The organism is Acidovorax sp. GW823-FHT05D11 (assembly GCF_058795695.1).
The window spans coordinates 1,820,551-1,842,745 of the sequence record NZ_CM179502.1; the positions used below are offsets into that span (position 1 = coordinate 1,820,551).

26 protein-coding genes are annotated in these 22,195 nt (G+C 67.5%); 9 read left to right on the forward strand and 17 right to left on the reverse strand.

From position 1 onward, the window contains the following. Positions 1 to 20 precede the first annotated feature (20 nt). A complete protein-coding gene (cyoA, locus tag AC3RCE_RS08255) occupies positions 21 to 1,082 on the reverse strand; it encodes a ubiquinol oxidase subunit II (protein WP_492254902.1) in 1,062 nt (353 codons plus the stop codon). A gap of 312 nt (positions 1,083 to 1,394) precedes the next feature. On the opposite strand from cyoA, the gene AC3RCE_RS08260 reads away from it, so the two are divergent. Next, a complete protein-coding gene (locus AC3RCE_RS08260) occupies positions 1,395 to 2,735 on the forward strand; it encodes an MFS transporter (protein ID WP_218340683.1) in 1,341 nt (446 codons plus the stop codon). 120 nt (positions 2,736 to 2,855) lie between these two features. On the opposite strand, the gene tolA is transcribed toward AC3RCE_RS08260, so the two are convergent. The 11 genes from tolA to AC3RCE_RS08315 form a co-directional block, all read right to left on the reverse strand. Next, positions 2,856 to 3,818, reverse strand: a complete 963-nt coding sequence (gene tolA / locus AC3RCE_RS08265) for a cell envelope integrity protein TolA (RefSeq protein ID WP_492254903.1) — start codon at positions 3,816 to 3,818, stop codon at positions 2,856 to 2,858. A gap of 20 nt (positions 3,819 to 3,838) precedes the next feature. Next, positions 3,839 to 4,267: a biopolymer transporter ExbD gene (locus tag AC3RCE_RS08270; protein WP_492254904.1), complete on the reverse strand. Its 429-nt coding sequence runs from the start codon at positions 4,265 to 4,267 to the stop codon at positions 3,839 to 3,841. 18 nt (positions 4,268 to 4,285) lie between these two features. Further along, positions 4,286 to 4,999: a protein TolQ gene (gene tolQ, locus AC3RCE_RS08275; RefSeq protein ID WP_218293952.1), complete on the reverse strand. Its 714-nt coding sequence runs from the start codon at positions 4,997 to 4,999 to the stop codon at positions 4,286 to 4,288. After that, positions 4,996 to 5,415: a tol-pal system-associated acyl-CoA thioesterase gene (ybgC, locus tag AC3RCE_RS08280; protein WP_218340685.1), complete on the reverse strand. Its 420-nt coding sequence runs from the start codon at positions 5,413 to 5,415 to the stop codon at positions 4,996 to 4,998. The genes tolQ and ybgC overlap by 4 nt, the downstream gene beginning before the upstream one ends. A gap of 4 nt (positions 5,416 to 5,419) precedes the next feature. Then, positions 5,420 to 6,604, reverse strand: coding sequence for a pyridoxal phosphate-dependent aminotransferase (locus AC3RCE_RS08285; RefSeq protein ID WP_492254905.1), 1,185 nt, complete (start codon positions 6,602 to 6,604; stop codon positions 5,420 to 5,422). Between the two features lie 102 nt (positions 6,605 to 6,706). After that, the gene (gene nusB, locus AC3RCE_RS08290; RefSeq protein ID WP_218293955.1) at positions 6,707 to 7,285 is read right to left on the reverse strand and encodes a transcription antitermination factor NusB; all 579 of its coding nucleotides are present in this window, start codon (positions 7,283 to 7,285) and stop codon (positions 6,707 to 6,709) included. Further along, positions 7,282 to 7,746 carry a 6,7-dimethyl-8-ribityllumazine synthase gene (gene ribH, locus AC3RCE_RS08295; RefSeq protein WP_218293956.1) on the reverse strand — a complete coding sequence of 155 codons (465 nt, stop codon included), beginning with the start codon at positions 7,744 to 7,746 and terminating at the stop codon, positions 7,282 to 7,284. Before ribH ends, nusB begins: the two co-directional genes overlap by 4 nt. Positions 7,747 to 7,751: 5 nt before the next feature. Then, entirely contained in the window at positions 7,752 to 8,873 is a 1,122-nt protein-coding gene (gene ribBA, locus AC3RCE_RS08300) for a bifunctional 3,4-dihydroxy-2-butanone-4-phosphate synthase/GTP cyclohydrolase II (RefSeq protein ID WP_218293957.1), read from the reverse strand. Positions 8,874 to 9,186: 313 nt separating this feature from the next. After that, positions 9,187 to 9,486, reverse strand: coding sequence for a 2Fe-2S iron-sulfur cluster-binding protein (locus AC3RCE_RS08305; protein WP_218293958.1), 300 nt, complete (start codon positions 9,484 to 9,486; stop codon positions 9,187 to 9,189). Then, the gene (locus AC3RCE_RS08310; protein ID WP_492254906.1) at positions 9,483 to 10,154 is read right to left on the reverse strand and encodes a DUF938 domain-containing protein; all 672 of its coding nucleotides are present in this window, start codon (positions 10,152 to 10,154) and stop codon (positions 9,483 to 9,485) included. Before AC3RCE_RS08310 ends, AC3RCE_RS08305 begins: the two co-directional genes overlap by 4 nt. A 546-nt stretch (positions 10,155 to 10,700) precedes the next feature. Further along, complete coding sequence (locus AC3RCE_RS08315; RefSeq protein ID WP_492254907.1) at positions 10,701 to 10,982, reverse strand: DUF427 domain-containing protein; 282 nt, start codon at positions 10,980 to 10,982, stop codon at positions 10,701 to 10,703. A 120-nt stretch (positions 10,983 to 11,102) separates the two neighbouring features. Here AC3RCE_RS08315 and AC3RCE_RS08320 point away from each other — a divergent pair, with 120 nt between their 5' ends. The 3 genes from AC3RCE_RS08320 (at position 11,103) to gshA (ending at position 14,812) form a co-directional block, all read left to right on the forward strand. Continuing rightward, complete coding sequence (locus AC3RCE_RS08320) at positions 11,103 to 12,011, forward strand: aminotransferase class IV (protein WP_492254908.1); 909 nt, start codon at positions 11,103 to 11,105, stop codon at positions 12,009 to 12,011. 291 nt (positions 12,012 to 12,302) lie between these two features. After that, positions 12,303 to 13,211: an SDR family NAD(P)-dependent oxidoreductase gene (locus tag AC3RCE_RS08325; protein ID WP_218293962.1), complete on the forward strand. Its 909-nt coding sequence runs from the start codon at positions 12,303 to 12,305 to the stop codon at positions 13,209 to 13,211. Between the two features lie 71 nt (positions 13,212 to 13,282). Then, positions 13,283 to 14,812 carry a glutamate--cysteine ligase gene (gene gshA / locus AC3RCE_RS08330; protein WP_492254909.1) on the forward strand — a complete coding sequence of 510 codons (1,530 nt, stop codon included), beginning with the start codon at positions 13,283 to 13,285 and terminating at the stop codon, positions 14,810 to 14,812. A 189-nt stretch (positions 14,813 to 15,001) separates the two neighbouring features. Here the strand turns inward: gshA and AC3RCE_RS08335 are convergent, their stop codons facing one another. Both AC3RCE_RS08335 and AC3RCE_RS08340 read right to left on the reverse strand, forming a co-directional pair. Continuing rightward, positions 15,002 to 15,232 carry an oxidoreductase-like domain-containing protein gene (locus AC3RCE_RS08335; RefSeq protein ID WP_218340693.1) on the reverse strand — a complete coding sequence of 77 codons (231 nt, stop codon included), beginning with the start codon at positions 15,230 to 15,232 and terminating at the stop codon, positions 15,002 to 15,004. Further along, positions 15,229 to 15,480 (reverse strand): hypothetical protein, encoded by a 252-nt coding sequence (locus AC3RCE_RS08340; protein ID WP_218293964.1) that lies wholly within the window; start codon positions 15,478 to 15,480, stop codon positions 15,229 to 15,231. Before AC3RCE_RS08340 ends, AC3RCE_RS08335 begins: the two co-directional genes overlap by 4 nt. Positions 15,481 to 15,584: 104 nt before the next feature. Here AC3RCE_RS08340 and ylqF point away from each other — a divergent pair, with 104 nt between their 5' ends. Both ylqF and AC3RCE_RS08350 read left to right on the forward strand, forming a co-directional pair. Continuing rightward, a complete protein-coding gene (ylqF, locus tag AC3RCE_RS08345; RefSeq protein ID WP_492245601.1) occupies positions 15,585 to 16,553 on the forward strand; it encodes a ribosome biogenesis GTPase YlqF in 969 nt (322 codons plus the stop codon). Positions 16,554 to 16,675: 122 nt separating this feature from the next. After that, positions 16,676 to 18,973 (forward strand): putative bifunctional diguanylate cyclase/phosphodiesterase, encoded by a 2,298-nt coding sequence (locus AC3RCE_RS08350; protein ID WP_492254910.1) that lies wholly within the window; start codon positions 16,676 to 16,678, stop codon positions 18,971 to 18,973. A gap of 103 nt (positions 18,974 to 19,076) precedes the next feature. Here the strand turns inward: AC3RCE_RS08350 and AC3RCE_RS08355 are convergent, their stop codons facing one another. Beyond that, the gene (locus AC3RCE_RS08355; RefSeq protein ID WP_218293966.1) at positions 19,077 to 19,220 is read right to left on the reverse strand and encodes a hypothetical protein; all 144 of its coding nucleotides are present in this window, start codon (positions 19,218 to 19,220) and stop codon (positions 19,077 to 19,079) included. An 86-nt stretch (positions 19,221 to 19,306) separates the two neighbouring features. Further along, on the reverse strand, positions 19,307 to 19,756 hold the full coding sequence (locus AC3RCE_RS08360) for a RidA family protein (protein WP_492254911.1): 450 nt from the start codon (positions 19,754 to 19,756) through the stop codon (positions 19,307 to 19,309). 217 nt (positions 19,757 to 19,973) lie between these two features. On the opposite strand from AC3RCE_RS08360, the gene soxR reads away from it, so the two are divergent. The 3 genes from soxR (at position 19,974) to AC3RCE_RS08375 (ending at position 21,887) form a co-directional block, all read left to right on the forward strand. After that, positions 19,974 to 20,435 (forward strand): redox-sensitive transcriptional activator SoxR, encoded by a 462-nt coding sequence (gene soxR / locus AC3RCE_RS08365; RefSeq protein WP_369643871.1) that lies wholly within the window; start codon positions 19,974 to 19,976, stop codon positions 20,433 to 20,435. 223 nt (positions 20,436 to 20,658) lie between these two features. Beyond that, a complete protein-coding gene (locus AC3RCE_RS08370; protein ID WP_218293968.1) occupies positions 20,659 to 21,021 on the forward strand; it encodes a VOC family protein in 363 nt (120 codons plus the stop codon). A 305-nt stretch (positions 21,022 to 21,326) separates the two neighbouring features. Beyond that, positions 21,327 to 21,887, forward strand: coding sequence for a GNAT family N-acetyltransferase (locus AC3RCE_RS08375; RefSeq protein ID WP_492254912.1), 561 nt, complete (start codon positions 21,327 to 21,329; stop codon positions 21,885 to 21,887). Between the two features lie 48 nt (positions 21,888 to 21,935). On the opposite strand, the gene AC3RCE_RS08380 is transcribed toward AC3RCE_RS08375, so the two are convergent. Further along, positions 21,936 to 22,181, reverse strand: coding sequence for a hypothetical protein (locus AC3RCE_RS08380; RefSeq protein WP_218340698.1), 246 nt, complete (start codon positions 22,179 to 22,181; stop codon positions 21,936 to 21,938). Positions 22,182 to 22,195: the final 14 nt, after the last annotated feature.

The window sequence follows — 22,195 nt, forward strand, 5'->3', positions numbered from 1 at the left end:
CAGGGCGGGGCTGAGGCGGGTCATTGGGCGGCGGTGCTGCGGGTGGAAATGGCGTGGCGCGACTCGAGGGCGGCCACCACCTGGGCGGCGTTCTGCGAGGTGCACACGTCCTGGGGCAGGTTCAGGCCCATGGCGCGCACGTAGGCATCGCCACCGTTCTCGTCGATGGCCATCATGTGGTGCATGCACATCTTGCCGTCCTCGACGCAGCGGTTGAGCACCTTGTCGTACAGGCCTTCTTCCACGCTGGCAAAGCGCTGCACGGGGTCGCGTTCGCTGGGCTTGGCCAGGGCCATGTAGGCCTGGCGGGTCAGGGGCTTGCCCTCGGACCGGGCCCTGGCGACCCACTGCTCGAAGTCGCCCTGGACCAGGCCGTGGAACTTGAAGGTCATGCCCGAAAAGCCCGAGCCGCTGTAGTGTGACGCCATGCCGTGGAACACGCCGGGCTGGTTGATCACGGCGTTCAGCTCGGTCTGCATGCCGGGCATCGCGTAGATCATGCCGGCGAGGTCGGGCACGTAGAACGCGTTCATGGTGGACGTGGCCGTGAGCTTCAGGAGAATGGGCCGGTCCACCGGCGCCGCCAGTTCATTGACCGTGGCGATGCCCAGCTCGGGATACAGGAACAGCCACTTCCAGTCCATGGCCACCACCTGCACTTCCATGGGGGTGGATTGCGTGTCCAGGGGCTTGGTGGCCGAGATGCGGTCCAGCGGACGGTACGGGTCGAGCTTGTGCGTGCCGATCCAGGTCAGCGCGCCCAGGGCGATGATGATCATGAGCGGCACCGTCCAGATCACCAGCTCCAGGGTGGTGGAATGGTGCCAGTCGGGGTCGTAGTCTTCCTCGGTGTTGGCGGTGTTGTTCTGGCGGTACTTCCAGGCAAACCACAGGGTGAGGGCGATCACCGGCACGATGATGATGAGCATCAGCAAGGTGGCCTGGATGACCATGTGGCCCTGCTGGGCCGCGATGTCGCCCGCCGGGTTGAGGACCACCGCCTTGCTGCAGCCGCCCAAGCCGCCCAGGGCAGCAGCGGCGGCGAGCCAGGCAGGCCCGCGAAAGTGAGGAAGTTTGAACATGTGAAAGGCGCTACCAAGGCGTTGATTCGAGGGTAAACGCGGATGTCGGGATACCGCAGAATGTAATATCGCTAGCTTTTTTGTCCATTGGACATTTTGTCCAGGGTCAAAGGTTGTTGCCCCCATCCGGGGCATGGGGGCAGAGCCGGCGTTGTCCTGCACGGCGCCCTGGCCCAGGCGTACTTGTCCCGGGGCAGGCTTGCGGGTAAAACCTAGGTGCCCGGTGCCTTTGCGGGCAGCGCGATCCCTGAAAATCAGGCGGACGAGCCCAGCCGTCCTGGTTTTTTCCGACAACGACAAGGAGTCCTGTTCATGAGCAGCCCCGCCTCTGCCACCTACCCCGCGGCCGGCTTCGAAGAAAGCCCAGCCTCTCTCTCCCGGGCGGACACGCATGAAGATGTCACTCCCAGCGAAATCGCCGTGGGCGTGATCATCGGGCGGTCGTCCGAGTATTTCGACTTCTTCGTTTTCGGGATCGCCTGCGTGCTGGTGTTCCCGTCGTTCCTGTTTCCCTTCATGTCGCGCCTGGATGGCACGCTCGCCGCCTTTGCGCTGCTGGCCGTGGCGTTCGTGGTGCGGCCCGTGGGCACGGCCATTTCCATGGCCATCCAGCGGCGCTGGGGCCGGGGCACGAAGCTGACCATCGCGCTGTTCCTGCTGGGGGTGTGCACGGTGGCCATGGCCTTCCTGCCGGGTTACAAGGACGTGGGCATGACCGCCATCGTGGCGCTGCTGATCCTGCGCATCGGCCAGGGGCTGGCGCTCGGCGGCTCGTGGGACGGCCTGCCGTCGCTGCTGGCGATGTCCGCCCCCCGGCACCGCCGGGGCTGGTACGCCATGATCGGGCAGCTGGGCGCGCCGCTGGGGTTTGTCTTGGCCGCGGGCCTGTTTGCCTATCTGTACAGCAGCCTCACCGTCGAGGAATTCCTGGCCTGGGGCTGGCGCTATCCGTTCTTCGTGGCGTTCGCGGTGAACGTGGTGGCCTTGTTCGCCCGCCTGCGCCTCGTGGTGGGCCAGTCGTACGCCGAACTGCTGCAGGAGCGCGAACTGCAACCCGTGCCCGTGAGCCGCGTGGTGCGCGACGAAGGCAGCAATGTGCTTTTGGGTGCTTTCGCCGCGCTGGCGAGCTTTGCGCTGTTCCATCTGGTCACGGTGTTCCCGCTGTCGTGGATCACGCTGTACTCGGAACAACCCGTCACGCAGATTCTGGGGGTGCAGATCGTGGGCGCCTTCCTGGCGGCGGGGGCCATCATGGTGTCGGGCTGGCTGTCGGACCACCTGGGCCGCCGCAAGCTGCTGGGCGGCATGGCGGTGATGATTGGCGTGTTCAGCTTCATGGCGCCGGTGTTGCTCAACTCCGGCGAGGTGGGCAGCACCATGTTCCTGCTGCTGGGCTTCGTGCTGCTGGGCCTGTCGTACGGCCAGGCTTCTGGCACGGTGACCGCCAATTTCTCGCCCCAGTACCGCTACACGGGCGCCGCCTTGTCGGCCGACCTGGCCTGGATCATTGGCGCCGCCTTCGCGCCCCTCGTGGCCCTGTACCTGTCCTCCCGATTCGGGCTGCTGGCGGTGACGGTGTATTTGCTGTCCGGCGTGGCCTGCACATTGGGTGCCCTCAATCTGAACCGCCGCATGGAGCGGCGCGACCGGTAGCAATGGCGGGTATTTTGCTATCGAATAGATAGCTTCTGGCGCTTGGCCATCAAGCGCTGGAGGTCAAAAAGCAAAAGAAAAAGCGCCCGGAAGTACCGGGCGCTTTGTTTTGGGGGCGGCTCAGTCCTGCGGCCTGAAACCGATGGTCAGGGAAGGCGGCACGCGTCCATCCACGTCGCGCGGCAGGGTCTCGGTCTTGTCCAGCGCGCGCAGCACGGCTTCGTCCCAGGCCTTGTTGCCGCTGGACTGCACGAGGCGCTTGCCGACGATGGTGCCATCGGGCGACAGGCGCACCTCCACCTCCGCGCGCGGGTTGCCCGAGATCGCATCGGGGTACACGATGTTGGGCTTGACCTTGGCCGCCACCTTGCCGCCGTAGCTGCCCGAGGGGCCGGCGCTGCGCTGCGCGGTGCCGGTGGCATTTTCGCTGCCGGTGGCGCCCGCCAGGCCCTGCATGCGCCGCAGGTTGTCCTCGCGCTGCTTGGCCAGCTGCTTTTCCTCGGCCTCTGTCCTGCGCTTGGTGGCTTCTTCCGCCTTGCGCTTGTCTTCGGCCAGCTTCTTTTGCTTGTCCTGCTCGGCCTTCTTCTGCTCGGCCAGCTGCTTTTCACGCTGCTCTTTTTCCTTTTCCTTTTGCAGGCGTTCCTTCTTCTCCTGCTCCAGGCGGTCGCGGCGCTCGTCTTCCTTGCGTTCACGTTCGCGCTTTTCACGCTCCTGCTGCTGTTCGCGGGCCTTTTTTTCCTGTTCCAGGCGCTTCTTTTCACGCTCGATGGCGATGTCGGCCTCGCGCGTGTCCGGCGGTTCCACCGCGCGGGGCGGTGGCGGCGGTGGTGGCGGCGTGGGGGTGCGGACTTCGGGTGGCGCGGGCGGCGGCGGGGGCTCCACGGCGCGGGGCGCGGCCTGCTGGGGCACGGCGGCCCAGAGCTCGGCCTCCACCGCGGGCTGGTCGGCGCTGCTCTTCCAGTTCACGCCCCAGGTCAGCGCGCCGATCAGCACCGCGTGCACCAGCACCGCCAGCGTGATGGCGCGCAGGCGTGCCGGCGGGCGGGGCGGGGCAAACTGGTCGCGGTCGGTGTGGGCGTGCATGAGATCGGTGAAGCGTTTCTCTAACTGCTTTGCTTTACTTCAAGCGCAACCCGATCTATTCCGGCTTTCTTCAATACGCCAAGAGTCTTCATCACTGTTTCATAGGAGAGATCTTTGTCGGCACTCAGCAGAACGCCGGTTTCTTTGTCTTTGCCTTGCGCCTGCTGCCAGCGGAGCGCGGCTTGGCCAACTTCTGTGGCCCTAAGCGTGACTGTTGCCTCACGTGTCTTCAGTTGAATCGAGCCATCTTTGTTGAGGACCACTCGGGCAACGTTAGCTGGAGGTTTTTGCGAAACACCTGCACTGGGCATGTTGATGGCGCCGGGCGTGAGCATGGGGGCCGTCACCATGAAGATGATGAGCAGCACCAGCATCACGTCGATGAACGGGACCATGTTGATCTCGTTGATGGTGCGGCGGCCTCGGCCGCGGGATGCCATGGCGGGCATGGTGTGGCGCTCCTGCGGTTAGTGGCCGGAGGCCGATGGGGCGGGGGCCGCCGGGTGCGCGCCCAGGTTGCGCTGCAGGATGTTGGAGAACTCCTCGATGAAGGTCTCCTGGTGCGTGGCCACGCGGTCGATGTCGCGCGCGAAGCGGTTGTAGGCGATCACGGCCGGGATGGCGGCGAACAGGCCGATGGCGGTGGCCACCAGGGCTTCGGCGATGCCCGGCGCCACGGTGGCCAGCGTGACCTGCTCCATGCCGGCGAAGCCGGTGAACGCATGCATGATGCCCCACACCGTGCCGAACAGGCCCACGTACGGCGAGACCGAGCCCACCGAGGCCAGGAACGACAGGCTGGATTCGACCACGTCCATCTCGCGCTGGAAGCTCGCGCGCATGGCGCGGCGTGCGCCGTCGAGCAGGGTGCCGGGGTCCACGATGCGGCGCTCGCGCAGCTTCTGGTACTCGCGCATGCCGCTGGCGAAGATGCGTTCCATGGGGCCGGCCTGCTTGGCGTTCTGCGCGGCACTGGCGTACAGGTCGTTGAGGCTGGTGCCCGACCAGAACTCGCGTTCGAAGTCGTCGTTGAGCGTCTTCACGCGCTTCAAGGAAAACAGCTTGCGGAAGATGGCCGCCCAGCTGGCGACCGACACGCCCAGGAGCAGCAGCATCACGAGTTGCACCACCCAGCTGGCGTGCAGCACCAGGGAGATGATGGACATGTTTTGGGAGTTCATGGTGAGAGTTGTTCCAGGAGGGTGCTCGGTATTCTTGCAGGGCGCATCGTCGCGGCATCGACCCATCCGATGCGGATGGTGCCTTCGGTCAGCAACAGGGGAGGCTGTTCGGTCATCTGCTCTGGTTTCAGGAGCGCCTGCTGCACTATTGTCAACGATGCGCGGCCTGGGGCCTGCAGGGCGGCGGTAACAATCAGTTCATCGTCCAGCCGGGCGGGCCGGTGGTAGCGCAGCTGCGCATCGGTTACGACAAACATGCCGCCGGTTTGTTCCCGCAATCGCTGCTGGCCCACGCCCAGCGAGCGCAGCCATTCGGTCCGGGCGCGCTCGAAGAACTTGAGGTAGTTGGCATAGAACACGATGCCGCCGGCATCGGTGTCCTCCCAGTAGACGCGGATGGGGAACTCAAAGCCCATGGTGTCACCCGAGGAGCCTGCGCAACCGTTCCACCGATTCCTGCAGCTGGGCCATGGAGTTCGCGGTGGAGAAGCGGATGAAGCGCTCGGGCTCTGCCGTGCCGAAGTCACGCCCCGGCGTCACCGCGATGTGGGCGCGGCGCATCAGCTCAAACGCGAAGTCCCAGCTGCCGTTCACGCCCAGGCGCTGTGCGGCCTGCGTGCAGTCGGCCCAGGCGTAGAAGGCGCCGTCGGGCATCACGGGCACGGAAAGGCCCAGCGATTGCAGCGCGGGGATGAAGAAGTCGCGCCGGGCCTTGAACTCGGCGCGGCGGCGTTCGTACTCGGCGATGCTCTCGGGCTCGAAGCACGCCAGCGCGGCATGCTGCGACACGGTGCTCGCGCAGATGAACAGGTTCTGCGCGAGGCGCTCGACCACGGGCACCATGGCCTCGGGGACCACCATCCAGCCCAGGCGCCAGCCCGTCATGTTGAAGTACTTGCTGAAGCTGTTGATGCTGATGATGTTGTCGTCGATGGCCAGGGCCGTGTGGCCAAACTCTTCCTCGTACGACAGGCCCAGGTAGATCTCGTCGATCAGGGTGATGCCATCGTGCGCGCGCACCACGTCGTGGATGCGGCGCAGCTCGCCGGGGGCGATGGAGGTGCCCGTGGGGTTCGATGGCGATGCGAGCAGGACACCCCGGGTTTTTTCGCCCCAGGCGGCGCGCACCTTGTCGGCGCTGAGCTGGTAGCGCTCGGCGGCCGTGGTGGGCACGAGCACGGCCTTGCCCTCGGCCGCGCTCACGAAGTGGCGGTTGCACGGATAGCTGGGATCGGGCATCAGGATCTCGTCGCTCGATTCGATGAGCGCCAGGCACGCCAGCTGCAGCGCGGCCGAGGCGCCGGCCGTCACCACGATGCGGCGCGCGGGCACGTTCACGCCAAAGCGGCCCTGGTACCAGCCGCTGATGCGTTCGCGCAGCGCATCCAGGCCGAGGGCGTTGGTGTACTGGGTCGCGCCGCCGTGCACGGCGCGCATCGCGGCCTCCTGCACCAGCGGCGGCGCTGTGAAGTCCGGCTCGCCGATGTTCAGGAAGATCATCGGCTCGCGCGTGCCCGCCACTTCGCGCGCCAGGGCCTGCGCGGCCTTGGCCACCTCCATTACATAGAACGGTTCGATGCGCTCGGCGCGCGTGGAAAACTTCATGGAAAGGCGTCCTGCCCGTGCTGGCCGGGTGTCGTTTGAAATGGAAGGGGGAATGGGGGCGCGCCCGCCGCCGCTCCGTGGCGGCCCGGCGCGCCCGGGAGCTCAGGCGCCGTCAGCGGATGCCCCGGATGGGGGGGCGGTGGGGGCGGCCGCCGCGCCGCCAGCCTTGTCCGCCGCCACTTCCAGCGCGCGCAGCTGGGGGGCCAGGCCGTTGAGCACGGCATTCACATACTTGTGGCCGTCGGTTCCGCCAAATTCCTTGGCCAGTTCGATGCACTCGTTGAGCACCACGCGCCAGGGCACGTCCAGGCAGTGCTGGAACTCGTACACGCCGATCCACATCGTGGCGTGCTCGATGGGCGAGATTTCGGCCATCTTGCGGTCCAGCAGCGGGGTGATGAGCAGGTCCATGTCGGCGGCGGTGGCGATGCAGCCGTGCAGCAGGGCGTCGTAGTGCACCGAGTCCGCCTTGTGAAAACCGGCCAGGTCGCGCGTGAACGCGTCGATGGCGTGGGCGTCGTTGCCGCCCACCAGGTGCTGGTAGAGCGCCTGCAGCGCGAACTCGCGCGCGCGGCTGCGGTTGGACTTGGAGGCGGCCTTGCGCGTGCCCGTGGACTTGAGCCCGGTGCGGCCCTGCTTGGGAGGGCGCGCCGAGGAGGGCGTGGGGGTGTTTTCGCTCATGACAGTTCGTCCAGCAGGTTGGCCATTTCCACCGCCACGCGGGCTGCATCGGTGCCCTTTTCGGTCTGGCGGGCCACCGCCTGATCGAGGTTCTCGGTGGTGATGATGGCGTTGGCAATCGGGATCTGGTAGTCCAGCGACAGGCGCGTGACGCCCGCGCCGGATTCGTTGGCCACCAGTTCGAAGTGATAGGTTTCACCGCGGATGATGCAGCCCAGGGCGATCAGCGCGTCGTACTCATCGCTTTCGGCCATGGCCTGCAGGGCCACGGGCACCTCGAGGGCGCCGGGCACGAGCACGTGCCGGATGTTCTTTTCCTGCACGCCCAGGTTCAGAAGCTCGGCACGGCAGGCCGCAGCCAGGGTATTGGTGATGCTTTCGTTGAAGCGGGCCTGCACGATGCCGATGTGCAGCTTCTTGCCGTCCAGCTTGTCCGCTGTTCCTTTTTCTGCGCCAAACATGTTTTTTACTCTTTCGGAATGAAGCCGGTGATTTCGAGGCCGTAGCCCATCATGCTGGGCATGCGGCGTGGCTGGCCCATGAGCGCCATCTTGTGCACGCCGCATTCACGCAGGATCTGCGCGCCCACGCCGTAGGTGCGCAGGTCCATGCGGCCGCGCTCGGGGGCCTGCGCCGCGCGGGCCGTGCCCTCGAACTGCGAGAGCAGCTGGCCGGCGGTCTCGCCGCAGTTGAGCAGCACCGCCACGCCCTTGCCCTGTTCGGACAGGTATTGCAGGCTGGTGTCCAGGCTCCACGAGTGCATGGAGCGGTTGACTTCCAGTGCGTCCAGCACCGACAGCGGTTCGTGCACGCGCACGGGCACCACGTCGTCGGCGCCCCACTGTCCCTTGACGAGGGCCAGGTGCACGGCCTGGCTGGGCTTGTCGCGGAAGGCGTGGGCGGTGAAGGCGCCAAAGGCCGTCTGCAGCACGCGCGTGCCCACCTTCTCGACCAGCGATTCGGTGCGGCTGCGGTGCTCGATCAGGTCGGCGATGGTGCCGATCTTCAGGCCGTGCTCGGCCGCGAAGAGCTGCAGGTCGGGCAGGCGGGCCATGGTGCCGTCGTCCTTCATGATCTCGCAGATCACGGCGGCGGGGCTGCAGCCGGCCATCACGGCCAGGTCGCAGCCGGCCTCGGTGTGGCCCGCGCGCATGAGCACGCCGCCTTCGACGGCCTGCAGCGGGAAGATGTGGCCGGGCTGCACCAGGTCGGCGGCCACGGCGTTGGGAGCCACGGCGGCCTGCACGGTGCGGGCGCGGTCGGCGGCCGAGATGCCGGTGGTCACGCCCTCGGCCGCCTCGATCGATACGGTGAAGGCCGTGCCCATCTTGGTGCCGTTGCTGGCCACCATGGGCGGCAGGCGCAGGCGTTCGCAGCGTTCGCGCGAGAGCGTGAGGCAGATCAGGCCCCGGCCGAAGCGGGCCATGAAGTTGATGGCCTCGGCCGTCACATGGTCGGCGGCCAGGACGAGGTCGCCTTCGTTTTCGCGGTCTTCTTCATCCACGAGGATGACGATGCGGCCGGCGCGCATCTCGGCCACGATGTCCTCGACGGGCGAGATCGGCACGGGAGTGAGGGGGGAGTTCATGGAAGGCTGGGCTTTCTGAGGGGACCGCTGGCGGTGGTGCCGCAGCGCAGGTCCCCGTGGCCGGAGGCCGCCACGCTGTGCGCACCCCCAAGAAACCGCCCAAAGAACATGCGATGCGGCGCTGCCGCTCGTCAAAGGGGCATATTGCCCCAGAAGGATGGGATTTTAGTGCACCGGGCCGCGCCGTGCCCGGTGAGGCGCCCCGGGGCTGATGCAAATCAGTTCCCCGTGGGTTGGGCAGGCTCCCCAGACGGGGGCGCCCCTTGCCGGCGCCGCCCTGCCGTCGGGCGGTGCGGCGCGGCTGCGGGGGGCTTCAGACCATGCTGCCCTGCAGCACCACGTCCGATGTGGGATAGGCCACGCAGGGCAGCACGCAGCCTTCGTCTTTTTCTTCGGCCGTGAGGCCCGGCCATTCGATGGCGTAGCGCACGGTGCCCTCGGCCAGCTGGCCCATGCAGGTGCGGCAGGTGCCGTTGCGGCAGGAGCTGGGCCAGTCGATGCCGCCCTGTTCCAGCGACAGCAGCAGCGGCTGCTCGGGCCAGGCGTCGCATTGCTGGCCGCCGGGCTCTACCGTGGCGATGAAGAAGGGCGCGGTGTTGGGTGGGGTGCTCATGGGTGGTGTGTGGTGTCGGGGTAGGCGTCGGGGGCGGGGGCGGGGGCGGCGCGTGTCCACACCAGCAGGAGGTTGTTGGCGGGCATCGCATGGCGGGCCGCCAGCCGCAGCCCGGCCCCGGCCGCCACGGCGGCCACGTCGTCGATGCGGCGGATGCCCCAGGCGGCGTCCTGGGCGCGCAGGCTGGCGTCAAACGCCAGGTTGCCCGCGGCGGTGGGCACGCCGTCTTCCAGGTACGGGCCGTAGGTGACCAGCAGGCCGCCCGGCGCCAGGTGGCGGGCCGCCCCGCGCATCAGGCCCGCGCAGCACGCCCAGGGCGCGATGTGCAGCATGTTGGCGCAGTAGATCAGGTCGAACGGCTGGCTGAACGCAGGGCCATCGGCGGGCCAGGCGGGCTGGAGCACGTCGAGCGCCACGGGTGTGCGCACGTTGCGCGCGCCCGTGTGCGCGGCCCAGCCGGCGATGGCGCCGAAGTGCGTTCCCTGCAGGTCGGTGGGCTGCCAGCTCCAGCCCGGCAGGGCGGCGGCAAAGTGCGCCGCGTGCTGGCCCGTGCCGCTGGCGATCTCCAGTGCCGCGCCTTCCGGCGCCAGCAGGGACTGCAGCACCGCCAGGATGGGGCCCTGGTTGCGTTCGGCGGCGGGACTGTGCGGGAGCGGAGGGTGGGACATGGGATGATTTTGCTCATGCGCGCTGGACTGGTGGGCGCTGGTTGCTATTAAAAATGTAGCTATGCAGGGGGCGCCGATGGGAACTGTATCCCAGCCGGCGCGTGGCGGGGCAGTGCCTGTTTTTTAAGCGGTGCAAGGATATTCCTTGTAAATCAGGCACTTACCCCCGCCATACAAGGCTTGTCCAGGGTTATCCACATGATTGTCCAGTGCGGGCAGGGATAACCGGGGCGGACTGGGGGGTGGCAAGGGGCTGGGCGCGGTGCGCGGAATCCCTGGGCGTGGTTGCCGCTTTTTTGGGCAATGCAAGGATATTTCTTATAAATCAATCACTTAAGGATGTCATACAAGACTTCTCCAAACTTATCCACATGATTGTCCAGTCCGGGCTGGGATAACCGGAGCCAGCGCGGGATCGATTGCCTAAAAAAGAGGCGTCGCAGGCCTTGGCCTTATGAATCAAGCACTTGGCGCTGCCATACAGGACTTGCCAAAACTTATCCACATGATTGTCCAGCGCTGGCAGGGATAACCCTGGCCTCCTGGTCAGGCGGCGACCTTCACGCCCTTCCAGAACGCCACGCGGCCCCGGATTTCTTCGGCCTCGGTCTTGGGATCGGCATAGAACCAGGCGGCGTCGGTGTTCATCTCGCCGTTGACCAGCAGCGACAGGTAGCTGGCCCGGCCCTTCCAGTGGCAGGTGGTCTTGTGGTTGCTGAAGGTGAAGAACTCGCGCTTGAGCGCGCTTTCGGGAAAGTAGTGGTTGCCTTCGACCACCACGGTGTCGTCGCTCTCGGCGACGACCACGCCGTTCCAGACTGCTTTCATGGTATTTCCTTTCAATTGAATGCCGCGCAGCGCTTGACGGACAAGCGGTGACCGCGATGAATGTGCGAGCAATGGCCCCACGGGCCTTGCGGGGCGGCCCGCGCTGGCCAGAATGCGGGCATGAGCACCTTACCCGATTATTCCCAGGGGGCCGCCTGCGTGCGCGGCCAGTACGTTCCCATTGGCGACGCGGCGATTCCGCTGACCGACTGGGGGTTTCTGCGCTCCGACGCCACCTACGACGTGGTCACCGTCTGGGACGGCGCATTCTTCCGGCTCGACGCGCACCTGGAGCGGTTCCTGGCCAGCTGTGCGCGCCTGCGGCTCGACCCGGGACGCTCGCCCGCCGAGATCGCGGCGGTGCTGGAGCAGTGCGTGCGCCTGTCGGGCCTGCGCGATGCGTATGTGGAGATGATCGTCACGCGCGGCCAGCCGCCCTGGGGTTCGCGCGACCCGCGCCAGGCCGTGAACCAGTTCTACGCGTTCGCCGTGCCCTACGTGTGGATCGCCAACGAGGCGCAGCGCGAGCGGGGCCTGAACCTCATCGTGAGCGACGTGCAGCGCATCCCCGCCAGCAGCGTGGACCCGCGCGTCAAGAACTACCACTGGAACGACCTCACCATGGGGCTCCTGGGAGCGCTGGACGCCGGGGGCGACACCGTCGTGCTCACCGACGGAGCAGGCCATGTGGTCGAAGGCCCTGGCTTCAACGTGTTCTGCGTGGATGCGCAGGGCTCCATCGCCACGCCCGCCCAGGGCATGCTCGAAGGCATCACGCGCCGCACGGTCCTCGAGATGGCGGCGTCGCTGGGCCTGCCGCTGCAGGCGCGGGCCTTGCCGGCCGCCGAACTGCGCGGTGCGCGCGAGGTGTTCCTGTCCACCTCGGGCGGGGGCGTGCTGCCTGTCACCCGGGTGGACGGGCGGCCGGTGGGCGATGGCGCCGTGGGGCCGGTGGTGCGCCAGCTGGTGCGGACCTACTGGGACTGGCACCGTGATCCACGCTACAGCCAGCCCGTGCGCTATGCATGAAGCGGCGACCCCCTGAGCGGCCCCGTTGCTTCCCCCTTTTTTCCCGCGCTGTGCACGGCAAGAGAGGCGCTGCCAGCGCACGCACGCCAAGGCCGCCGGGGCACCCGCGGGCCCTGGTGCGGCGTCTGCCGGCCCGGGCCGTGCCTGCGGCATGCGTGGCGCGCGGGCGCCATGGGCCCCTGGCCCCGAGTCGCCTGCGCAACCATGCACCCGTGCCGCGTGGCTTACAGTGCCACGCGCGGCGCGCGTGCGCCAGCCAACTTTTTCACAGACACAACAGGAGAACCTTGCATGGACATCGAATTCAAGGGCCGCGTGGCCATCGTGACGGGGGCGGGCGGCGGCCTGGGCCGCCAGCATGCACTGGCCCTGGCGGCGCGGGGCGCCAAGGTGCTGGTCAATGACCTGGGCGGCGCGGTGGACGGCAAGGGTGGTTCGGTGGGCGCGGCGCAGGCCGTGGTCGACGAGATCATCGCGGCCGGCGGCGAGGCGATCGCCAACGGCGCCTCGGTCACCGACTACGCGGCCGTGCAGGCCATGGTGCAGCAGGCCATCGACGCCTGGGGCCGGGTGGACATCCTGGTGAACAACGCCGGCATCCTGCGCGACAAGTCGTTTTCCAAGATGGAGATGGACGACTTCCGCCTGGTGGTGGACGTGCACCTGATGGGCGCCGCCCACTGCTGCAAGGCCGTGTGGCCGCACATGGTGGCCCAGCAGTACGGCCGCATCGTGATGACCACGTCGTCCACGGGCCTGTACGGCAACTTCGGCCAGGCCAACTACGGCGCGGCCAAGCTGGCGCAGGTGGGGCTGATGCAGACCCTGTCCATCGAGGGGGCCAAATACCACATCCACGTGAACGCCCTGGCACCCACGGCCGCCACGCGCATGACCGAGGGCCTGATGCCCCAGGAGGTGCTGGACGCCCTGAAGCCCGAGGCCGTGGTGCCCGCCATGCTGGTGCTGGCGCACGAGAGTGCGCCCACGCGCACCATCCTGTGCGCGGGCGCGGGCACGTTCGAGGCCGCGCACATCACGCTCACGCAGGGCATCCACTTGGGGCTGGGCGCCGACGTTCCCGAGCAGCTGGCGGCCCGCCTGGCCGAAGCGACGGGGCGCGCGGGCGAACAAGTACCACAAAGTGGCGCGGCGCAGGGAACCAATGAAGTGAGCAAGGCCATGGCGGCGAGGGTTTAAGCCAGGTCCATACGCGCAATCCTGCTCCGTGCTAAGTTCCGGGCCGACAGAAGACGGATCGGTATAAACATATGAGCAAATTGCACGAGAGACTGGCCGCCTACCCGGCGCAGGCCCTGGGAGGGATTCGCCGCGGCATTGAAAAGGAGGGGCTGCGGGTGCTGCCCCACGATGGCCTGGCCCTCACGCCGCACCCGCTGGCGCTGGGCTCGGCCCTCACGCACCCCCTGATCACCACCGACTACAGCGAGTCCCAGCTCGAACTCATCACCGGCGCCCACAAGGGCGTCCAGCAGTGCCTGGATGAGCTGACCGAGGTGCACCAGTTCGTGCACCACACCCTGAAGAACAGCGGCGGCGAGCTGCTGTGGGCGTCCAGCATGCCCTGCGGGCTGCCCACCGACGAGACCATTCCCATCGGGCGCTACGGCGGCTCCAACATCGGGCGCGCCAAGAGCGTGTACCGCATGGGCCTGGGCCACCGCTATGGCCGGCGCATGCAGACCATCTCGGGCATCCACTACAACTGGTCGCTGCCGGGCGTGGACAGCGAGCAGTATTTCTCGCTGATCCGCAACTTCCGCCGCCATGCCTTCGTGCTGCTGTACCTGTTCGGCGCCTCGCCCGCGCTGTGCCCGTGTTTCGTGGAAGGGCGCGAACACCGCCTGCAGCAGATGGAGGGCGGCAGCGCGCTATACCTGCCGCACGCCACCTCGCTGCGCATGGGGCGCCTGGGTTACCAGAGCGACGCCCAGGCCACGCTGGCCGTGAGCTACAACGGCCTCACGGGCTATGCCAACTCGCTGCACGAAGCACTCACCAAGCCGTACCCGGCCTACGAAACCGTGGGCGTGCGCAACCCGGGTGGCGACTACAACCAGCTGGGCACCAGCCTGCTGCAGATCGAGAACGAGTTCTACGGCACCATCCGCCCCAAGCGCACCGTGCGCACCGGCGAGCGCCCGCTGCACGCGCTGCGTGAACGCGGTGTCGAATACGTCGAGGTGCGCCTGATGGACCTGGACCCGTTCGTGCCCGTGGGCATCACGGCGCCCACCATGCGGCTCCTGGACGTGTTCTTGCTGCACTGCCTGCTGTCCGACAGCCCGCCCGACACGCCCGAAGAGATCGCCGAACTCAAGCAGAACCAGCACCTCACGGCCGAGCGGGGCCGCGAGCCCGGCTTGCAGCTCTCGCGCAACGGCCAGAGCGTGCCCCTGATCGAATGGGGCGCCGAGGTGCTGGCCGCGTGCGAGCCCCTGGCCGCCGCGCTGGACGCCACCCACGGCACCCAGGATTACAGCGCCGCGCTGCGCGACGCCCGAGCGCTGATGTCCGCTCCCGGGCGCACGCCATCGGCCCGCGTGCTCGACAGCATCGTGCAGGAGCACCACCACAGCTTCGAAGCCTTTGCCCGCCAGCAGTCCATCGCCGCGCGCGACGCCTTGCTGGGCCTGCCCTGGACGGCCGAGCAGCAGGCGCGCTACCTGGCCATGGCCGACGAGTCGATCGCGGCGCAGAAGGCCATCGAGGCGGCGGACACGCTGCCGTTCGAGGCCTGGCGCGAGCAGTACATGTCGGTGAAGGAATTGACCCCCTGAGCGGCTGAGCCGCTTCCCCCAAGGGGGACGCCACCGGTGGCCTGGCAGAGCCAGTTCCACGGTGGCACTGGCCTTGGGCAGCGCCAGTTTTAGGCGACGTCTGCTACAAGGCAGAGTTGTTCGGTACTCTGAATTTGATAGCTTCCAGCGTTTATTCATCAAGCGCTAGAGGCCAATTTGGCTTGAAATTCAGCCCTCCAGCCGCAGCAGCGCCTCTTGCCGCCAGTACTCGGCGGCGTCCAGAAACCCCTCCCACACGCAGCCATTGCAGCCGCGCCCGCAGCAGGTGGTGGGCTCGGGAGGCGGGTTGCGCAGGGCGATGCCCGCGTCCGTGGCGCGCTGCTGCAGCCACTGGAACATCCGCTGCGCGGAGGCACCGTCCACAGCGCGGGCCGGGATGGTGGCGGTGTTCGATGTCATCGTGGGCGGCGCCCGGCCCGGGCGCGCCGCATGCCGTACTGCGCCACGAACGCGATGCCCAGCACCAGCGCGAACCAGCCCACCAGGGCCGCCTGGCTCATGAGATCGCGCACGCTGTTGGAGCGCGCCACATGGGGCGCCAGCAGGATGACCAGGCCGATCAGGGCGCAGGTCACGCCCTTGAACAGCACTTCCTTGTCGGCCTTGCTGGCGGTGGGCTTGGAGGGCGACGGAGTGGGCAGCGGCATGGTGGGCAGGGCGGCGCAAAAACGCGCCAGATCATGAAAAGATGAGACCGCGATTATCCTTGCCACCCTTGGATTGATTCAAATACAGAAGAAAGTACCCCCGCATGGCCATCCAGTGGTTCCCCGGTCACATGCACCTGACCCGCAAAGCCATCACCGAACGCATCAAGGACATTGACGTGGTGATCGAGGTGCTGGACGCGCGCCTGCCCGGCTCCAGCGCCAACCCGCTGCTGGCCGAGATCACGGGCCACAAGCCCACGCTCAAGGTGCTCAACAAGCAGGACGTGGCCGACCCGGCCCGCACGGCCTTGTGGGTGGACTGGTACAACGCCCAGAGCGACACGCGCGCCTTGCCGCTCGATGCGTCCGACCCGGCCCCCACGCGCAAGCTCATCGACGCCTGCCACCTGCTGTCGCCCAACCGGGGCGGCATGGCCAAGCCCATGCGCGTGCTCATCTGCGGCGTGCCCAACGTGGGCAAGTCCACGCTGATCAACACCCTCTCCAACAAGCGCCAGGCCAAGACCGGCGACGAGGCCGGCATCACCAAGCTGGAGCAGCGCATCACGCTGGCCGACGACTTCTACCTGTGGGACACGCCCGGCATGCTGTGGCCGCGCATCATCGTGCCCGAAAGCGGCTACAACCTGGCCGCCAGCGGCGCGGTAGGCCGCAATGCCTACGACGAGGAACTGGTGGCGCTGGAGCTGCTGCGCCGCCTGCAGCAGCACTACGCCCCGCTGCTGGAGGCACGCTACAAGCTGGGCCTGCCAGCCGGCGCCATGGCCACGATGCAGGACGACGAACTGCTCGAGGCCATCGGCCGCAAGCGCGGCGCCATGCTGGGCGGCGGCCGCGTGAACCTGCAAAAGACGGCCGAGATCGTGATGACCGATTTCCGCACCGCGATCCTGGGCCGCATCACGCTGGAAACCCCGCAGGAGTTCGAGGCCTGGCGGGCCGCCGGGCTGGCCGAGGACGCCAGGCGCCAGGCCCGCAAGGACGCGCGCGCCAAGGCCAAGGGCAAGGGTTCGGGCGTGCGCGAACCGGCGTCCGGCGACGCCGAGTAGGCCCCGCGCCCGGGGCCGCGGGCGCCGGCCAGGGCATCCCGGGCGGTGGGCGCGCACGGCAGGCTCGGTGGCCGCGGGGTATCGCGTTACCATGCCAGCCTGGCTGTTACCGCCTGAAACCAATGCCCGCTGCTGTCCCTTCCTCGCCTTCCGAACGAGACGATGCCACCACCGAGCAATTGGTGCGGGCTGGCTCCTGGACGGTCATGGTCACGGGCACCGTCATCGCCGCCCTGCTGCTGCTGGACCGGCCCCTGTCGTGGACCCACGTGCTGCTCAACCTGGGCGCGGGCGCGATGGGGGGCGTGGCGGTGCTGCTGGGGCGCCTGCGGCGCTGGCACCAGGCGGCACTGGTGCTGATCTGGGGCGTCTGGGGCGTGGTCGCCATCGTGGCGGCGACCAACGGGGGCCTGCGGGGCCCCAACCTGCTCAACTTTCCCGTGCTGATCGTGTTCGCCGGCTGGATCCTCGGCGCGCGGCCCACCCTGGTGCTGACCGGTGCCACGGGCGTGCTGTTCCTGTTCTTCGTCTGGGCCGACCTGCGGGGCTGGCTGCCCGCGGCGCGCTACGGCAACCGGCTGGCCTATGTCGCCTACCTGAGCGGAATCCTGGCGGTCACGGCGGCGGCCACCCTGCTGTCGCGCCGCAGCTATCTGCGCCGCGTGCAGGAGGCACAGCGCACCGCCGTGAACCTGGCCACCATCGATGCCGAGCTGCGCAAGCTGCAGCGCGCGGTGGAGCAAAGTCCCGAGAGCATTGTCATCACCGACCTGCAGGGGCGCGTCGAATACGTCAACGCCGCCTTCCTCGCGCGCACCGGGTATGCGCGCGGCGAAGTGCTGGGCCAGCCCTCCGCGCTGGTGTCCAGCAACGGCATGGCGCCCGCCCAGCGCCAGGGGCTGCGCGACACGCTGGCGCGCGGCGAGAACTGGGCGGGCGAGCAGCTCAACCGCCGCAAGGACGGTGCCGAGATCGCCGAGGCCGTGGTGGTGGCGCCGATCCGCCAGCCCGACGGGCACATCAGCCACTACGTGGAGCTCAAGCAGGACGTCACCGAGCGCAAGCACGCGGCGCAGGAGATCCACCGCCTGGCGCACTTCGACAGCCTCACCAGCCTGCCCAACCGCTTCACGCTGGTGGAGCGGCTGTCCGCGCTGCAGGGGCGCCCGGGCCGGGCGCCCAGCACCCAGCATGCGCTGCTGCTGCTCGACCTGGACCGTTTCACCACCTTCAACGATGCGCGCGGCAGCGAGATGGGCGACCGCCTGCTGTGCGCGGTGGCGCTGCGCCTGTCCGAGATCCTGCCCCCCCAGGGCCTGCTCGTGCGCGTGGCGGGCGATGAATTTGCCGTGGTGCTGCATGGCCTGGGCGCGGACGCCTCGCTCGCGGGCCGGCATGCGCTGGCCTTCGCGGAAAAACTGCAGTCGGCGCTGCTGCGGCCGCTGCGCCTGCAGGACAACGATGCCGAGGAGGCGCAACTGGGCGCCAGCGTGGGCATCACGCTCTACCCGCAGAGCGCCAACGACGTCGCGCACGACGCCCTGCGCCGCGCGGGCACCGCGCTGCACCGCGCCAAGCAGGCGGGCGGCGGGCGCGCGGCCTTCTTCGAGCAGGGCATGGGTGAAGCGGCAGAGCAGCGCTTTCGCGTGGAGCGCGAGCTGCGCCAGGCCATCGGGGCGGACGAGCTGCGCCTGTACCTGCAGTCGCAGGTGGACGTGCAGGGCCAGCTCACCGGCGCCGAGGTGCTGGTGCGCTGGCAGCATCCGCGCGACGGCCTGGTGCCGCCAGGCGTCTTCATCCCCGTGGCCGAGGAATCGGACCTCATCGTGAGCCTGGGCAACTGGGTGCTCACGCACGCCTGCGCGCTGCTGGCGGGGCCGGTGTTCCAGGAGCGCCGCCTGCGGCTGTCGGTCAACCTGAGCGCGCGGCAGTTCCGGCAGGCGGGTTTCGTGCCGCAGCTGCGCGCGGTGCTGGCGGCCACGGGCGCCGACCCGCGGCTGCTGACGCTGGAGGTGACCGAGGGCCTGGTGATCGATGACTTCGATGACGCCGTGGCCAAGATGGGGCAGCTCGCGGCGCTGGGGGTGGACATGTCGCTGGACGACTTCGGCACGGGCTACTCGTCGCTGGCCTACCTCAAGCGCCTGCCCATCCAGGAGATCAAGATCGACCGCTCCTTCGTGCGCGACGCGCCCTCCAATGCCGACGATGGCGTGCTGGTGGAGGGCATCCTGGCGGTGGCCCGCCACTTCGGCCTGCGCGTGGTGGCCGAGGGCGTGGAGACCCGCGACCAGGCCGAGTTCCTGAGCCAGCGCGCGCCCGACATCGTGTACCAGGGCTACCTGTTCGGCCGCCCCGAGCCCGATACCGACTGGCTGGCCCGCACGGCGCGGGCCGACGCTGCGAGCACGCGGAACTGATAAGCAAGGTTCAAATGAAAATAGCTGCCAGCGCTTGATGGCAAAGCGCTGACAGCTATTGATATGATAGCAAGAGGGTGGTGGGCGCGTGCGCGCCACCGCGTTACTTGTTCTTTTCCTTGCCACGCGGAATGACGGAGGTCACCGGTGGCATGGGGCGGTCAGAACCGCCGCTTTCCTTGGGCAGCGAAGTGTCCTTCTTGGGTTTCTTCGCCATCTTGTTGCTGCGTTGTTCGCCTTTTGCCATGGGGCCTCCTGTAAGGGTCTCGGAATGGGACCGTGCCGGCATGGTACGTCACAAACGGGGTGCGTTCGCGGCCACCTTCGCGGTGCTCATGCAGGCACGGCGGCCGTGGCCTCGATTTCTATGAGCATGCCGTCAAGCGCCAGCCGGGGCACGGGGATCAGGGTGCAGGCGGGTGCCGCCCCGTCGGGCCACAGGCTGCGCACCGCCTGGCTGAACAGGGCCAGCCGCTGTTCGGTGTGGTCCACGACCAGCACGGTGAGCTTAGCCACATCGTGCACGCTGGCCCCTGCCCCGACCAGTGCCATGCGCAGGTTGGTGAACGCCTGCCGCAACTGCTCGCCAAAGTCGGCGGAAAGCTGTCCCGCCGCGTTTTCGCCGCCCTGGCCCGCCACGTAGACGGTGCGCGCCTGGGCAGGCGCCACCACCACGTGGGTGTAGCCGTTGGCGCGCGGGTCGTACAGGCCGGGCGGGTTGAGGAAGCGGAGCTTGGAGGCGGCCGTGGCGGGGCGCAGGGTCGTCGCGGAATCAGGGCGCATGGTGCAGGAGTCCAGAGGTGGGTGGTGGAGTGAAGCCAAAGGTGGAATGGCCAGGGAAACCAGGGCGGCCGCCGTGGGCTCGGCGGCTTCTCCGGTTTCATGGGCTAGTATCAAACCTCAAGTTAAATTGAGGTCAAATGCCGTGGAGAAAAACCCTGCAGGAGTTGTTGTGAAGCCAGGCAAGCGCGTCGTCCCCATCGTCCCCCTCGCCCCCGGTGTGCAGGGCGCCCCCGTTCCCGACGTGCCGGTGCACGAACAGTCCGAGCTGTCGGTGGGCGAGGTCGCCAGCCGCAGCGGCCTGGCCGTCTCCGCGCTGCATTTCTACGAGTCGCGCGGGCTCATCGCCAGCGTGCGCAATGCGGGCAACCAGCGGCGCTACCCGCGCTCCGTGCTGCGCCGCGTGGCGGTGATCAAGGTGGCGCAGCGCATGGGCGTGCCCCTGGCCGCCATCGCCGATGCCTTGCAGGCCCTGCCCGCCGGGCGCACCCCCACGGTGGCGGACTGGCGCCGCCTGTCGGCCCGCTGGCGCGACGACCTGGACGAGCGCATCCGCACGCTGACGGCATTGCGCGACCAGCTCGACGGCTGCATTGGCTGTGGCTGCCTGTCGCTCAAGGTCTGCCCGCTGCGCAATGCGCACGACACGCTGGCGCAGGAAGGGCCCGGGCCGCATTTTTGAGCGCAGGTGCGTGATTTGCTGCGCCTGCCGGCGCGTGGTGAGCGGGTGGCGTCGCTTGTGCCCGTGGTCAGCAACAAGCCTCGAAGGCAGTGGCTGCCGCAGGTTGGTGGAAAAGGGGCTGCCATGCGGTGATTGCTGCAGGCGGATGGGGTGCGAGGGCAGAATGGGGCCAGGAGCGGACGCTCGATACACTCCCGCCCACTCCACAAGGCATCTGATCTCAATGACCATCGCACTTAGCACCGTAATCATCTATGCGAAGGACATGCATCGCAGCGCCCGGTTTTACAGTGAGAACTTTGGCTACGAGACAAGTGGCGAAATCAGTGAGGGACTTATCGAACTTCGCCCGATTGCCGGCGGCGCCGAGATACTGATCCATCAGGCCGCCAAAAGTCTTAGGCTTGGCTCCGCCGCCATCAAGATGTCATTTGCGGTGACTGATGTGCAAAAGTTCGTCGCGGCCGCCAAGGCAACGGGCGTTGTCTTTGGGGCCATCCATCAAGCAAACGGCTACGCATTCGCCAACACAAAAGATCCAGACGGGAACTCGGTCAGCGTTTCAAGCCGCAAGTTTCGCGACTGACCGAGTTGGGGCCCGAGGCCGCCGCTGGACGAAACCACCCCAAAGCTGGCGTTGATTCACTGCCCGCTGGCTTGCGGCCCAAACCGCGCTGTCCAGGTGTCCGGCGCCTGCCTGCTGGCAAGCTATAGTTTGCCGAGGTGATGCCTGCCGGGCTTGTCGGAAATTTGATATCTGTGCTTTTGAACAGCGCACTGACCGCAAGCCCCATCTGCAAGCCACTTCGAGGAGGAATCAGTGTCCAGAATATTCCGCAAGGTGCAGTTTAGCCCGCAAGTTTTGCGGGATACATCACGTTAGACCGCACTATGAGCCACTTCCCGGAGCTCGATACTCAGAATCTCCTTTTGCGGGAGATCGTTGACACTGATGCTGAAGATCTTTTGAGCATTCATGGCGACGCCCAGCACATGAAGTGGTTTGGATCGGATCCCTTGACAGACATCGACGGGGCGAGAAGTCTGATCCAGACGTTTGCGAAATGGCGTGAGGAACCTGCGTCCGGCACCCGCTGGGGCATACAGCTAAGAAGCGTCCCCGGCCTGATTGGAACTTGCGGCCTGTTCCGCTGGAACCGAAACTGGCGAATGTGCGTGGTGGGCTATGAAATCTCTCCGCTGCACCAGGGACGCGGCTACATGAAAGAGGCATTGGCTTCGGTTCTCGCTTGGGGATTCGGAGAGATGGAGTTGAACCGTGTAGAAGCACAGGTGCATCCCGACAATCGAGCCTCCTTGGCCGTGCTCGGAAGGCTTGGCTTTGTGGAGGAAGGGCGCCTCAGAGAGGTTGGGTATTGGGCGGGGTCGCATCATGACCTGATGCTGCACTCGCTTCTGAAGCGGGATTGGAGCAGCGGCGGTACGGCCTGACAGGCCGGTCAACTCCGAGGTTGAGCACCCTGTCGTCCCAGGATGGGGTCAAGAATGGACGAAGGTCAGGACGGCGAGAAGCACCACCCCGGCCACAAAGAGGAGTCCGTCGAGCAGCAGGACGCTGCGGACAGCAAGACCAGGAACTCGGCTGGCGAACTCTCGCAATTGATCGGCGACCGCATGGCCGCGCGGAAGCACCGCCGCGGCGGCAAGGAGGCCCGCGACGACCAGAACGGCCAGCAGCAGCGTTGCAGCCAGGTACCCAAGCAGAAAGCCAAACGCATTCATCATGGTGCCCCCGGCGC

Coding starts and splice junctions, on each gene's coding strand:
- tolQ (WP_218293952.1), bottom strand. CDS start 4,999: ATGAACTCCCAAAACATGTCCATCATCTCCCTGGTGCTGCACGCCAGC.
- AC3RCE_RS08380 (WP_218340698.1), bottom strand. CDS start 22,181: ATGATGAATGCGTTTGGCTTTCTGCTTGGGTACCTGGCTGCAACGCTG.
- AC3RCE_RS08375 (WP_492254912.1), top strand. CDS start 21,327: ATGAGCCACTTCCCGGAGCTCGATACTCAGAATCTCCTTTTGCGGGAG.
- AC3RCE_RS08320 (WP_492254908.1), top strand. CDS start 11,103: ATGAGCACCTTACCCGATTATTCCCAGGGGGCCGCCTGCGTGCGCGGC.
- AC3RCE_RS08260 (WP_218340683.1), top strand. CDS start 1,395: ATGAGCAGCCCCGCCTCTGCCACCTACCCCGCGGCCGGCTTCGAAGAA.
- AC3RCE_RS08305 (WP_218293958.1), bottom strand. CDS start 9,486: ATGAGCACCCCACCCAACACCGCGCCCTTCTTCATCGCCACGGTAGAG.
- AC3RCE_RS08350 (WP_492254910.1), top strand. CDS start 16,676: ATGCCCGCTGCTGTCCCTTCCTCGCCTTCCGAACGAGACGATGCCACC.
- AC3RCE_RS08335 (WP_218340693.1), bottom strand. CDS start 15,232: ATGACATCGAACACCGCCACCATCCCGGCCCGCGCTGTGGACGGTGCC.
- AC3RCE_RS08285 (WP_492254905.1), bottom strand. CDS start 6,604: ATGAAGTTTTCCACGCGCGCCGAGCGCATCGAACCGTTCTATGTAATG.
- ribH (WP_218293956.1), bottom strand. CDS start 7,746: ATGTTTGGCGCAGAAAAAGGAACAGCGGACAAGCTGGACGGCAAGAAG.
- gshA (WP_492254909.1), top strand. CDS start 13,283: ATGAGCAAATTGCACGAGAGACTGGCCGCCTACCCGGCGCAGGCCCTG.
- AC3RCE_RS08360 (WP_492254911.1), bottom strand. CDS start 19,756: ATGCGCCCTGATTCCGCGACGACCCTGCGCCCCGCCACGGCCGCCTCC.
- AC3RCE_RS08270 (WP_492254904.1), bottom strand. CDS start 4,267: ATGCCCGCCATGGCATCCCGCGGCCGAGGCCGCCGCACCATCAACGAG.
- AC3RCE_RS08315 (WP_492254907.1), bottom strand. CDS start 10,982: ATGAAAGCAGTCTGGAACGGCGTGGTCGTCGCCGAGAGCGACGACACC.
- AC3RCE_RS08310 (WP_492254906.1), bottom strand. CDS start 10,154: ATGTCCCACCCTCCGCTCCCGCACAGTCCCGCCGCCGAACGCAACCAG.
- cyoA (WP_492254902.1), bottom strand. CDS start 1,082: ATGTTCAAACTTCCTCACTTTCGCGGGCCTGCCTGGCTCGCCGCCGCT.
- ybgC (WP_218340685.1), bottom strand. CDS start 5,415: ATGGGCTTTGAGTTCCCCATCCGCGTCTACTGGGAGGACACCGATGCC.
- nusB (WP_218293955.1), bottom strand. CDS start 7,285: ATGAGCGAAAACACCCCCACGCCCTCCTCGGCGCGCCCTCCCAAGCAG.
- AC3RCE_RS08340 (WP_218293964.1), bottom strand. CDS start 15,480: ATGCCGCTGCCCACTCCGTCGCCCTCCAAGCCCACCGCCAGCAAGGCC.
- AC3RCE_RS08370 (WP_218293968.1), top strand. CDS start 20,659: ATGACCATCGCACTTAGCACCGTAATCATCTATGCGAAGGACATGCAT.
- tolA (WP_492254903.1), bottom strand. CDS start 3,818: ATGCACGCCCACACCGACCGCGACCAGTTTGCCCCGCCCCGCCCGCCG.
- ribBA (WP_218293957.1), bottom strand. CDS start 8,873: ATGAACTCCCCCCTCACTCCCGTGCCGATCTCGCCCGTCGAGGACATC.
- ylqF (WP_492245601.1), top strand. CDS start 15,585: ATGGCCATCCAGTGGTTCCCCGGTCACATGCACCTGACCCGCAAAGCC.
- AC3RCE_RS08355 (WP_218293966.1), bottom strand. CDS start 19,220: ATGGCAAAAGGCGAACAACGCAGCAACAAGATGGCGAAGAAACCCAAG.
- AC3RCE_RS08325 (WP_218293962.1), top strand. CDS start 12,303: ATGGACATCGAATTCAAGGGCCGCGTGGCCATCGTGACGGGGGCGGGC.